A 12,068-nucleotide genomic window follows, 5' to 3' on the forward strand; every position below is an offset into this window, starting at 1 on the left:
TGCGACACGGGAGCCGGCAATCGGCTCCCGTTTTCCTTCTGAACCCTATGCAAGCCACCGTTGTCGACTAGGCTCTAAGCACTGTTTGAATAGTGCCCACAGAACCCAGAAGAGGTGCGCCATGAGTCAGCTGCTCGAACCCTACACCCTCCGTCAATTGACCCTGCTCAACCGGATCGCCGTCTCGCCAATGTGCCAATACTCCTCCGAGGACGGCTTGGCCAATGACTGGCACCTGGTGCACCTTGGCAGCCGCGCCGTCGGCGGCGCCGGGCTGATTTTCACCGAAGCCACCGCCGTGACCTCCGATGGCCGCATCACCGCCCAGGACCTGGGCCTGTGGAAGGATGAACAGATCGAACCGTTGCAACGCATCACGCGGTTTATTGCCGCCCAAGGCGCGGTGGCGGGCATTCAACTGGCACATGCCGGGCGTAAGGCCAGCACGCATCGGCCGTGGATCGGCAAGCACGGCAGCGTCAAGCCGCAAGAGGGCGGCTGGGTGCCGGTAGGCCCATCGCCGATTGCTTTCGATCCCAATCACACGCAACCCCAGCAACTGGACGAAGCGCAGATCCAACACGTGATCGCCGACTTTGTGGCCGCCGCCAAACGCGCGCTGACTGCCGGTTTTGAAGTGGTGGAAATCCACGCTGCTCACGGTTACCTGCTGCATCAATTCCTCTCGCCCATCAGCAACCAGCGTCAGGACCACTACGGTGGCTCGTTTGAAAACCGTATCCGCCTGGTGCTCGAAGTCACTAAGGCTGTGCGTGAAGTCTGGCCTCAGGAGCTGCCGCTGTTTGTACGGGTATCGGCCACCGACTGGGTGGAAGACGGCTGGAACCCGGATGAAACCGTGGAGCTGGCACGCCGCCTCAAAGACTTGGGCGTGGACCTGGTCGACGTGTCCTCCGGCGGCACCGCCGCCAACGCCGAGATCCCCACCGGCCCCGGTTACCAGACGCGCTTTGCCGAGCGTGTACGCAAAGAGTCGGGCATCGCCACCGGCACCGTCGGCATGATTACCGAGCCGGCCCAAGCCGAGCACATCCTGCGCACGTGCCAGGCCGACATCATCTTCCTGGCCCGTGAGCTGTTGCGTGACCCGTACTGGCCGCTGCATGCCGATGATGACTTGGGTGGGCGCAAGGCGATCTGGCCGGCGCAGTACCAACGGGCGACCCATCGCGATCAGCCGATCCATGAGTCTGATCTGAGGGATTGATCCCACACCTGATCCACCAAAACCCACCCTGACCCGGTGGGTTTTTTCTTGCTGTTGTTTTTTGCGGCCTCACCTGCGCCGGCCGCCGCGTGGGAAAGTGCTGTAGGTCTTTGTTACTTGGGCGATTTATTTAAGTTAATACTCTAAAAAAATCCCACACGGGAGCCGATTGTTTCTACGCTTAGGGTAAGTCTGATTTCTGGCCCAGGGAGTCAGTCAGCTTGTTCGTGAAGGCATCGCGTCTCAGGGAAGGCAGGTGATGGGCGCCAAGCGTCTTAGTTTGATATCAGGAGAAACAGTCCATGGCCAAGTCCTATGATGTTGCGGGTGCGGTGGTGAGTTTTCTGACCGGCAAAATGTCTTTGCGTGGTCGAAGGTTGAGCTCGGATGAGGTGCAATTACTGGAGCAGTACCGCGCGCTGACCGAGAACGATCAGGTGGCGATGCGGTACTTGATTGGGGCGATGAAAAGCGTGTCGCGCTTTTAACGTGTGGGGGCGGGCTTGCCCGCGATTGCAGTGTGTCAGTCAACACAGGCGCGACTGACCCCAGGCTATCGCGGGCAAGCCCGCTCCCACAATGGGTATCAGGTGTACTTGCGCTTGTCCGGCGCCGGCGGGAAGTACTGGTACAGCCAGGTTTCACTCAAGGTGCGGTCCTGGGTGCGGATAAACAGACGCAGTTCCACCGGCTCCACGCTGTCGCTGGTCGGGTACCAATCGAACAGAATGCGATAGCCCTTGATGTTGTCGAGCACCAGCACGCTGAAATCTTTCACTTCACCGTGGGAACAGGTCACCACCGGCTCAATGCCGGTGCCCGCGGGCAGGCGATCGAGGCCGCCCCCTTTGAAGTCCACCGCAAAGCGGCGTGCCCATACTTCGGGGTAGTGCTCGCCCGGTGCCCAACCTTCGGTAAAGCCGCCCATGCCGGAGCGGGTGGCGTCGACTTGCGCCAGCGGTGTGCTCACCGGTGGTAGCGCGCTCCAGTACAGCTTGTAGCCGTAGTTGAGCGAATCGCCGGCGGCCACGGGCTTTTTCGGGGTCCAGAAGGCCACGATGTTGTCCAGGGTTTCGCCGGTCGTGGGGATTTCCAGCAGGTCGATCGAGCCTTCGCCCCATGCCGTGGTGGGTTCGACCCATAGGCTTGGGCGCTTGCTGTACCAGTCCACGGTGTCCTGGTAGCTAGCAAACTCATGGTCGGTCTGCACCAGGCCGAAGCCTTTCGGGTCGGTGTCGGCGAATGCGTTGAATTGCAGCTTGGCCGGGTTGTTCAGCGGGCGGCAGATCCACTCGCCGTTGCCGCGCCACATCGCCAGGCGGTCCGAGTCATGGATTTGCGGGTGGATGGTGTCGCACATACGGCGCTCATGGGTGCCGCAGCTGAACATACTGGTCATCGGCGCGATGCCGAGTTGCTCGATGGTGGTGCGTGCGTTGATATTCGCGTCGATGGCCATCACCACCTGATTGGCCTGGCAGTCGATGTCGAAGCGGTAGGCGCCGGTGGCGCTCGGCGAGTCGAGCAGGGCGTAGACCACAAAACGCGTGGCGTCCTTGGTCGGGGTTTCGAACCAGAACTGCGTGAAGTCGGGGAATTCTTCGCGTTTTTTTGCGTAGGTATCAATCGCCAGGCCGCGTGCGGACAGGCCGTACTGGCCGGTGGAATCCACCGCGCGAAAGTAGCTCGCGCCGAGGAATGACAGCACGTCATGGCGATCCAGTTCCGGCGCCTTGAACAGCTTGAAGCCGGAGAAACCCAGGTCGCCGGTCAGCTGCTTGGTGTCGACTGTGGTCTTTTCATAGTTGAACAGCGAGGGGCGGAAATGCACCTCGCGTGCTTCGCGGGTCTTGGGGTCGACGCTGTGCATGCGCACCGGCGTCTTGAAACCCATGCCGACGTGGAAGAATTGCACGTCGAGCTGGCCGTTCAATTCCTTCCACAGCGAGTGGTTGCCGTCGTAGCCGATGGCATTGAAATTCTGCGGCGTCATGGTCGCCAGGGTCGGCGGCAGCACCTGTTTGGTGTCTTTATAGGCGGTGCCGGCGAGCTGTTTGGCCTGGGCTTTAAGCGTTTCAAAATCAAACGCCACGGCCTTGCCATCGGCGGCACGGTTCCCAGCCCAGGCCTGCGCGGCGAGTAGGCCGCTGGCCGACAAACCGGTGTAAGCCGCAATGGCCATGGACGCTTTGAGCAAATTCCTGCGGTGCATAGAGACAACCTGTCGTGAGCAAATCCCGCGCCGTTCCTGGCACGTGCTGGATCAGAAATAACGGTTCGGACATGCCTTCGGCCAAACGCAACGGACTATAAACAGACGCCGGTTAGCTTAAGCGGTTCGATGAGGAAGGAAAATTGATTGATAGCGGGATGATGGCGTCGCATATGAAACAAGACGTTTCCGGTATTAGCAGGTGACGTTACAACTCGAAGCACTCTAGATCTGGGTTTTTTGGCACTTAGTTTTACGCTGGGGGCCTATTGGTCCTACGAACCCAAGTGTCTGGAGGCTATATATGAATACCCGTGGATTGCTCGATCAGTTACTCAAGTCTGGCCAGGACATGTTGCAGAAGAAGGCCGGCGACCCGCGCAAACCGAATGATAAAGGCGCCCTCGGCGGGCTGCTCGGCGGTGGCGGGCTCGGCAGTTTGCTTGGCGGTGCGGGCGGTGGAGCCCTAGCGGCAGGTGCCATGGGCTTGCTGCTGGGCAACAAGAAAGCGCGCAAATTTGGCGGTAAAGCCCTGACCTACGGTGGTTTGGCGGCCTTGGGCGTGATTGCCTACAAGGCTTATGGCAATTGGCAGGCGCAACAGGCCAATGCACCCCAGGGCGAGCCGCAGACCATCGACCGTTTGCCGCCGGCCCAGGTCGAGCAGCACAGCCAGGGCATTCTTAAAGCGCTGGTCGCGGCCGCCAAAGCCGATGGGCATGTGGACGAACGCGAACGCGCGCTGATCGAAGGCGAGTTCACCAAGCTCGACAACGACCGCGAGCTGCAAGGCTGGCTGCACGCCGAGCTGAACAAACCCCTCGACCCTGCCGACGTGGCCCGCGCAGCCGGCACTCCGGAAATGGCCGCCGAAATGTACATCGCCAGCGTGATGCTGGTGGATGAAGAGAACTTCATGGAAAAGGCCTATCTGGACGAATTGGCCCGCCAGCTCAAACTGGAGCCTGGCTTGAAGCTCGAACTGGAAAAACAAGTACGCCAAGCCACCCTCTGACCTGATCATTCCCACGCTCGCGCGTGGGAATGCCTTGCGGGGCGCTCCGCGTCCCGCCCTCTGCAACACCGCTTGAATCCTGCCAATGTAACGGGCTGCATGCCCACACAGAGCGTGGAAACGATCCCCAGCCAGCCCTCCCACAGGTGTTTTTGCATTCTGTGTGCACTGCATCAAAAGCCATTGATAAGTGAGGCCATCTGCTCAGCTATACTCCCCTCCATTTGAATGGCCCTTCGAGGAATTACTGTGAAGAACTGGACCTTGCGCCAAAGGATTTTGGCGAGCTTTGCGGTAATTATCGCGATCATGCTGCTGATGGTCGTGGTCTCGTATTCGCGCTTGCTGAAAATCGAAGTCAGCGAAACCTCCGTTCGCGACGACGCCGTGCCCGGGGTGTTTTTCAGTTCGATGATTCGCAGCGCCTGGGTCGACAGCTATTTGCAAACCCAGGAATTGGTCGGCGCGCACCAAAGCCAGGGCATTTCAGAGGCCGACAAGCAGGACTACAAGTCCTTCGAGGCGCGTCTTGAACAGCACATGGCCAGTTACGCCAGCACCATCAATATTGGCCAGAATCGCAGCGAATTCGATGCCTTCGAAAAACTCCATCAGAACTACAACAAGATTCTCGCCCAAGTCCTGGACGCCCATCAGGCCAACAACCCCGTCGAGGCGCAAAAGCTCTTCGACGAGCAACTGACGCCCGCCTGGACCGCAGGCCGCGCGAAGCTCAATGACATCATCAATGAGAACAAGCAGGTTGCCGATAACGCCACCGCCGCTATCGACGAAGCCGTCTCGGCTGCCAAAATCAGCATGGGCGTTTCGCTGCTGCTGGCCATTCTTGCCGCGGGCCTCTGCGGCCTGCTGCTGATGCGCGCGATCATGGCGCCGATGAATCGCATCGTCGAGATCCTCGACATCATGCGAACGGGTGACTTGAGCAAGCGCCTGAACCTGGAACGCAAGGATGAGTTCGGCGCCGTCGAAACCGGCTTCAACGACATGATGACCGAGCTGACGGCCCTGGTATCCCAGGCCCAACGTTCGTCGGTACAGGTCACCACCTCGGTCACCGAGATTGCCGCCACCTCCAAGCAGCAACAGGCCACGGCCACGGAAACTGCCGCGACTACCACTGAGATCGGCGCCACTTCGCGGGAGATCGCCGCCACTTCCAAGGATTTGGTCCGCACCATGACCGAAGTGTCCACCGCCGCTGACCAGGCATCGGTCGCCGCCGGTTCTGGCCAGCAAGGCTTGGCGCGCATGGAAGAAACCATGCACTCGGTGATGGGCGCCGCCGACTTGGTCAACGCTAAGCTTGCGATCCTCAATGAGAAAGCTGGCAACATCAACCAAGTGGTGGTGACCATCGTCAAGGTCGCCGACCAGACCAACCTGTTGTCGCTCAACGCCGCCATCGAAGCTGAAAAGGCCGGTGAATACGGGCGCGGTTTTGCCGTGGTCGCCACAGAAGTGCGGCGTTTGGCGGACCAGACCGCCGTGGCCACCTACGACATCGAGCAGATGGTGCGTGAGATTCAGTCGGCGGTGTCGGCGGGCGTGATGGGCATGGACAAGTTCTCCGAAGAAGTGCGCCGCGGCATGTTTGAAGTGCAGCAAGTGGGCGAGCAACTGTCGCAGATCATCCACCAAGTGCAGGCGTTGGCGCCGCGTGTGTTGATGGTCAACGAAGGCATGCAGGCTCAGGCCACTGGCGCCGAGCAGATCAACCACGCGCTGGTGCAACTGGGTGATGCCAGCAGCCAGACCGTGGAATCCCTGCGCCAGGCCAGCTTTGCCATTGATGAGCTGAGCCAGGTTGCGGTCGGCCTGCGCAGCGGCGTCTCGCGTTTCAAAGTCTGATGAGCGAGCTTGCCGCTAAACGCGGCGCCGTCCCGGCAGCGAAAAAGGCGTTGTTCCTGGTGTTTCACATCGGCGGCGAACGGTATGCCCTCAGGGCCACGGAAGTGGCTGAGGTGCTGCCGCGCCTGCCGCTCAAGCCCATCGCCCATGCACCGGTCTGGGTGGCGGGGATCTTTGCCCACCGTGGCGCGCTGGTGCCGGTGATCGACCTGAGCGCGCTGACCTTTGGCACGCCGGCCCAGGCCCGCACCAGCACGAGGCTGGTGTTGGTCAATTACCAGCCGCAACCCTGGGTTGAAGCACGCTGGCTGGGGCTGATCCTGGAACAAGCCACCGACACCCTGCGGTGCAGCCTTGAGGAGTTCCAGCCGTATGGGCTGGACAACCGCGAGGCGCCGTACTTGGGGCTGGTGCGTGAAGATGCCTTGGGCTTGATGCAGTGGATTGGCGTCAACGAGTTGCTCACCGAACCCGTGCGCACCTTGCTGTTTTGCGCCGAGCTGAACCTATGAGTAATGACCCGCGCTTCTTTGCCTTCTTAAAGGAACGCATTGGCCTGGACGTCGCCTCGGTGGGCGAGGCGATCATCGAGCGCGCGGTACGCCAACGCAGCCAGGCCACGCAGGCGCAGACGCCAGAGGCTTACTGGCAGCACTTGCAAAGCTCCCAGGATGAGCAGCAGGCGCTGATCGAAGCGGTCATCGTCCCCGAAACTTGGTTTTTTCGTTACCCCGAATCCTTTGCGACCCTGGCGCGCCTAGCCAAGGCGCGCCTGGCCGAGATCAAGCAGATGCGCGCGCTGCGTATCCTCAGCCTGCCGTGTTCCACCGGCGAAGAGCCCTACTCGATTGCCATGGCCTTGCTTGATGCCGGGTTGGCGCCGCACCAATTCAAGGTGCTGGGCCTGGATGTCAGCCCGCTGTCGGTGGAACGCGCGCGGCGCGGGGTGTATGGCAAGAATTCGTTTCGCGGCAGTGATATCGAGTTTCGCGAGCGCCACTTCACCGAAGAGGTGGAGGGTTATCGCATCGCCGACCGCGTGCGCGAGCAAGTGCGCCTGCAAGTCGGCAACCTGCTCGACCCAGGCCTGTTGGCGAATGAGCCAAGCTACGACTTTGTGTTCTGCCGCAACCTGCTGATCTACTTTGACCAGCCGACCCAGAAGCAAGTGTTCGACGTGCTCAAGGGCCTGACCCACGAGGATGGCGTGCTGTTTATCGGCCCGGCCGAGGGCAGCCTGCTGGGGCGCCATGGCATGCGTTCGATTGGTGTGCCGCAGTCCTTTGCCTTCAGCCGGTATGTAGAACCGGTCAAGCCCGAGCCGGTGCCTGTACTGATGCCTGTATCGATGCCCGTGCCGCGCAGTGCGGCGCCGATGCCTCTCAAGCCACGCCCGTTCAGCACGCTCAGCAGCCACGTGACGCCGATCAAGGTGGCGCAGACCGATGCAGGCGACCTGCTCAGCCGCATCGCCACGCTTGCCAACGAAGGCAAAAGTGCTGAAGCCCGTGCCGCGTGTGAGCAGTATTTGAGTAACCACCCGCCGGCCGCCCAGGTGTTTTACTGGCTGGGGCTGCTCAGCGATGTGGCCGGCAGCGCCCTGGAAGCCCAGGGTTATTATCGAAAAGCCTTGTACCTGGAACCGCAGCACCCGCAGGCCTTGATGCATTTGGCCGCGTTGCTCCAATCCCAGGGCGACAGTGCGGGGGCGCGCCGCTTGCAAGCGCGGGCCGCGCGTAGCGAGCGAGCTGACAGTGAGTCCAAACGATGAGTAGCAACGACGCGCTCGATACTGCGGGCCTGGACCTGACCCTGACCGACACCCAAGCCATCGACGACTGCTGGAACCGCATCGGCATCCATGGCGACAAGTCCTGCCCGTTACTGGCGGAGCATATCCATTGCCGTAACTGCTCGGTGTATTCCGCCGCCGCCACGCGTTTGCTCGACCGCTATGCCTTGCAGCAGGACGACCGGCGGCCACAGGCGGCAACCGAGGACCACGGCGATGTGGTCACGCGCTCCCTGTTGATGTTTCGTCTGGGCGAGGAATGGCTGGGCATTGCCACCCGCTGCCTAGTGGAAGTGGCGCCATTGCAACCGATTCACTCGCTGCCGCACCAACGCTCGCGGGCGCTGCTCGGCGTGGCCAATGTGCGGGGCGCGCTGGTGGCGTGCCTGTCGCTGGTCGAGTTGCTGGGGCTGGACGCCACCACCGGCGGGGCCAGTGGTGGGCGGGTCATGCCGCGCATGTTGATCATCGCCGCGCAGGACGGCCCGGTGGTGGTGCCGGTCGATGAAGTCGACGGCATCCATGCCATTGATGAGCGCACCTTGAAGGCGGCGTCGGCCTCCGGCGCCCAGGCCAGTGCGCGCTTCACCCAGGGCGTTTTGCAGTGGAAGGGCCGCAGCCTGCGCTGGCTGGACGAGGCGCAATTGTTGTCCGCCGTGACCCGGAGCCTCACATGACCCCCGACCAGATGCGCGATGCCTCGCTGCTGGAACTGTTCAGCCTGGAAGCCGATGCGCAGACCCAGGTATTGAGCGCCGGTTTGCTGGCCTTGGAACGCAACCCGACCCAGGCCGACCAGTTGGAGGCGTGCATGCGCGCCGCGCACTCGCTCAAGGGCGCGGCGCGGATCGTCGGGGTGGATGCCGGGGTCAGCGTGGCCCACGTCATGGAGGACTGCCTGGTCACTGCTCAGGAAGGCCGCCTGTACCTGCAACCCGAACATATCGACGCCTTGCTGCAAGGCACCGACCTGCTGATGCGCATCGCCACGCCGGGCAATGACGTGGGCCCGGCGAATATCGAGGCGTATGTAGCGCTGATGGAGCGCCTGCTCGATCCGTCCGCCACCGTCGCTTCACCTGCGCTGCCCCCGCCGGCTGCGGCGCCTATGGTCGAAGCGCTGCCGCCCGAGCCCGAGCCGCCGGTCACCAGCGAGCCGCCGCGCCAGAACAAACACATGACCGAAGGCGGCGAGCGCGTGCTGCGCGTCACCGCCGAGCGCTTGAACAGCCTGCTCGACCTGTCCAGTAAATCCCTGGTCGAAACCCAGCGGCTCAAGCCGTACCTGGCGAGCATGCAGCGCCTCAAGCGTATTCAAAACAACAGCGCCCGCGCCTTGGACACCCTCGATGGCCACCTCAAGGCTGTGGAGTTGAACCTCGAAGCCCAGGAAGCCCTGGCTGACACCCGTCGCCTGCTCAACGAAGCCCAGGCGTTGCTGGCGGAAAAAACCGCCGAGCTGGACGAGTTCGGCTGGCAGGCCGGGCAGCGCGCCCAAGTGCTGTACGACACCGCGCTGGCCTGCCGCATGCGCCCGTTTGCCGATGTGTTGGCCGGGCAGGTGCGTATGGTCCGCGATCTGGGCCGCAGCCTGGGCAAGCAGGTGCGCCTGGAGATCGAGGGCGAAAAGACCCAGGTCGACCGTGATGTGCTGGAAAAACTCGAAGCGCCGCTCACCCACTTGCTGCGTAATGCCGTCGACCACGGCATCGAAATGCCTGAGCAGCGCCTGCTGGCGGGCAAGTCGGCCGAAGGCTTGATCCGCCTGCGCGCCTCGCACCAGGCGGGTTTGCTGGTGCTGGAATTGAGCGATGACGGCAATGGCGTCGACCTGGAGCGCCTGCGCGGCACCATCGTCGACCGGCATTTGTCACCGCTGGAAACCGCCCTGCGCCTGAGCGAAGAGGAACTGCTGACGTTCCTGTTCCTGCCGGGTTTCAGCCTGCGCGACAAGGTCACCGAAGTGTCCGGCCGTGGTGTTGGCCTGGACGCGGTGCAACATATGGTCCGCCAACTGCGCGGCGCGGTGGTGCTGGAGCAGACGGCGGGGCAGGGCAGCCGCTTCCACCTCGAGGTGCCGTTGACCCTCTCGGTGGTGCGCAGCCTGGTGGTGGAAGTCGGCGAAGAAGCCTACGCGTTCCCGTTGGCGCACATCGAACGCATGTGCGACCTGGCGCCCGATGACATTGTGCAGTTGGAGGGGCGCCAGCATTTCTGGCACGAAGGCCGCCACGTCGGCCTGGTCGCCGCCAGCCAGTTGTTGCAGCGCCCGGCCGGGCAGAGCAACGAAGAAACCCTGAAAGTTGTGGTGATCCGCGAGCGCGATGCGATCTATGGCATTGCGGTGGAGCGGTTTATCGGCGAGCGCACCTTGGTGGTGTTGCCGCTGGATGATCGCCTGGGCAAGGTCCAGGATATTTCCGCCGGTGCGTTGCTCGACGACGGCTCGGTGGTATTGATCGTCGATGTCGAAGACATGCTGCGCTCGGTGGACAAACTACTCAATACCGGCCGCCTTGAGCGCATCGCCCGGCGCAGCCAGCAGGCCGCCGAAGCGCCGCGCAAACGCGTGTTGGTGGTGGATGATTCGCTCACCGTGCGTGAGTTGCAGCGCAAATTGTTACTTAACCGTGGTTACGAAGTGGCCGTCGCTGTCGATGGCATGGATGGCTGGAACGCCTTGCGCTCCGAAGACTTCGACCTGCTCATCACTGACATTGATATGCCTCGTATGGACGGTATTGAATTGGTCACACTCTTGCGTCGTGATAGTCGCCTGCAATCGTTGCCGGTGATGGTGGTGTCGTACAAGGATCGCGAAGAAGACCGACGTCGTGGACTGGACGCTGGGGCCGACTATTATTTAGCTAAAGCCAGTTTCCATGACGACGCCTTGCTGGACGCCGTGGTGGAACTGATCGGAGGCGCCCGGGCATGAGGATTGCGATCGTCAATGACATGCCCATGGCGGTGGAGGCGTTGCGCCGTGCCTTGAGTTTCGAACCCGCGCACCAAGTGGTGTGGGTGGCCGGCAATGGCCAGGAAGCGGTGCAGCGTTGCGCCGAGCTGACCCCGGACTTGATCCTGATGGACCTGATCATGCCGGTGATGGATGGCGTGGAAGCCACCCGGCAGATCATGGCGCAGACCCCGTGCCCGATTGTGATCGTCACCGTGGACCGCCAGGCCAATGTCAGCCGGGTGTTCGAAGCCATGGGCCATGGCGCCCTGGACGTGGTGGATACGCCGGCGCTGGGCGTGGGCAATGCCAAGGATGCGGCGGCGCCGTTGCTGCGCAAGATCCTCAATATTGGCTGGCTGGTCGGCCAGCGTGGCAGCCGGGTACGCACCGAAACCGCGCCGCAGCGCAGCACCGGCAAGCGCCAAAGCCTGGTGGCGATTGGTTCGTCGGCCGGCGGGCCGGCTGCCCTGGAAACCCTGCTCAAGGGGTTGCCCCGGGACTTTTGCGCGGCCATCGTGCTGGTGCAACATGTGGACCAGGTGTTCGCCGCCGGCATGGCTGAATGGCTGAGCAGCGCGTCAGGCCTGCCGGTGCGCCTGGCGCGGGAGGGCGAACCGCCACAAAGTGGCGTGGTCCTGCTGGCCGGCACCAACCACCACATTCGCTTGTTGAAAAACGGCACGCTAGCCTATACCGCAGAGCCGGTGAACGAGATTTACCGGCCTTCCATTGATGTATTTTTTGAAAGCGTCGCCAGCCATTGGAACGGCGATGCTGTCGGCGTATTGCTGACCGGCATGGGGCGCGACGGTGCCCAGGGGCTCAAATTGCTGCGTGAACAAGGATATTTGACCATCGCCCAAGATCAGCAGAGCTCGGCGGTGTATGGCATGCCCAAAGCGGCGGAGGCAATTGATGCCGCTGTTGAAATTCGCCCACTGGACAGAATTGCGCCCCGATTGCTGGAGGTCTTTGCAAAATGATCAA

General features: G+C 62.1%; 10 protein-coding genes. 9 read left to right on the forward strand and 1 reads right to left on the reverse strand.

Going from position 1 to position 12,068, the window contains the following annotated elements; translation table 11 throughout:
* Positions 1-121: 121 nt before the first annotated feature.
* Together KZH41_RS07660 and KZH41_RS07665 are read left to right on the forward strand one after the other, a co-directional pair.
* Positions 122-1,228 (forward strand): NADH:flavin oxidoreductase/NADH oxidase, encoded by a 1,107-nt coding sequence (locus KZH41_RS07660; protein WP_263274633.1) that lies wholly within the window; start codon positions 122-124, stop codon positions 1,226-1,228.
* Positions 1,229-1,530: 302 nt separating this feature from the next.
* A complete protein-coding gene (locus KZH41_RS07665; RefSeq protein ID WP_094949971.1) occupies positions 1,531-1,716 on the forward strand; it encodes a hypothetical protein in 186 nt (61 codons plus the stop codon).
* A 98-nt stretch (positions 1,717-1,814) separates the two neighbouring features.
* On the opposite strand, the gene KZH41_RS07670 is transcribed toward KZH41_RS07665, so the two are convergent.
* The gene (locus tag KZH41_RS07670; protein ID WP_094949972.1) at positions 1,815-3,440 is read right to left on the reverse strand and encodes a glucan biosynthesis protein D; all 1,626 of its coding nucleotides are present in this window, start codon (positions 3,438-3,440) and stop codon (positions 1,815-1,817) included.
* 304 nt (positions 3,441-3,744) lie between these two features.
* Between KZH41_RS07670 and KZH41_RS07675 the strand changes: the two genes are divergently transcribed.
* The 7 genes from KZH41_RS07675 (at position 3,745) to KZH41_RS07705 (ending at position 12,064) form a co-directional block, all read left to right on the forward strand.
* The gene (locus KZH41_RS07675) at positions 3,745-4,455 is read left to right on the forward strand and encodes a tellurite resistance TerB family protein (RefSeq protein ID WP_094949973.1); all 711 of its coding nucleotides are present in this window, start codon (positions 3,745-3,747) and stop codon (positions 4,453-4,455) included.
* A 249-nt stretch (positions 4,456-4,704) separates the two neighbouring features.
* Positions 4,705-6,327, forward strand: a complete 1,623-nt coding sequence (locus tag KZH41_RS07680) for a methyl-accepting chemotaxis protein (protein WP_094949974.1) — start codon at positions 4,705-4,707, stop codon at positions 6,325-6,327.
* Positions 6,327-6,839: a chemotaxis protein CheW gene (locus KZH41_RS07685; protein WP_263274634.1), complete on the forward strand. Its 513-nt coding sequence runs from the start codon at positions 6,327-6,329 to the stop codon at positions 6,837-6,839. Before KZH41_RS07680 ends, KZH41_RS07685 begins: the two co-directional genes overlap by 1 nt.
* Positions 6,836-8,098: a CheR family methyltransferase gene (locus KZH41_RS07690; protein ID WP_263274635.1), complete on the forward strand. Its 1,263-nt coding sequence runs from the start codon at positions 6,836-6,838 to the stop codon at positions 8,096-8,098. The genes KZH41_RS07685 and KZH41_RS07690 overlap by 4 nt, the downstream gene beginning before the upstream one ends.
* Positions 8,095-8,796: a chemotaxis protein CheW gene (locus tag KZH41_RS07695; protein ID WP_242154711.1), complete on the forward strand. Its 702-nt coding sequence runs from the start codon at positions 8,095-8,097 to the stop codon at positions 8,794-8,796. The genes KZH41_RS07690 and KZH41_RS07695 overlap by 4 nt, the downstream gene beginning before the upstream one ends.
* Positions 8,793-11,057 carry a hybrid sensor histidine kinase/response regulator gene (locus tag KZH41_RS07700; RefSeq protein WP_263274636.1) on the forward strand — a complete coding sequence of 755 codons (2,265 nt, stop codon included), beginning with the start codon at positions 8,793-8,795 and terminating at the stop codon, positions 11,055-11,057. Before KZH41_RS07695 ends, KZH41_RS07700 begins: the two co-directional genes overlap by 4 nt.
* A complete protein-coding gene (locus tag KZH41_RS07705) occupies positions 11,054-12,064 on the forward strand; it encodes a chemotaxis response regulator protein-glutamate methylesterase (RefSeq protein WP_263274637.1) in 1,011 nt (336 codons plus the stop codon). The genes KZH41_RS07700 and KZH41_RS07705 overlap by 4 nt, the downstream gene beginning before the upstream one ends.
* The last annotated feature ends 4 nt before the right edge of the window (positions 12,065-12,068 follow it).

The organism is Pseudomonas sp. YeP6b, from assembly GCF_025642995.1.
Taxonomy (GTDB): Bacteria; Pseudomonadota; Gammaproteobacteria; order Pseudomonadales; family Pseudomonadaceae; genus Aquipseudomonas.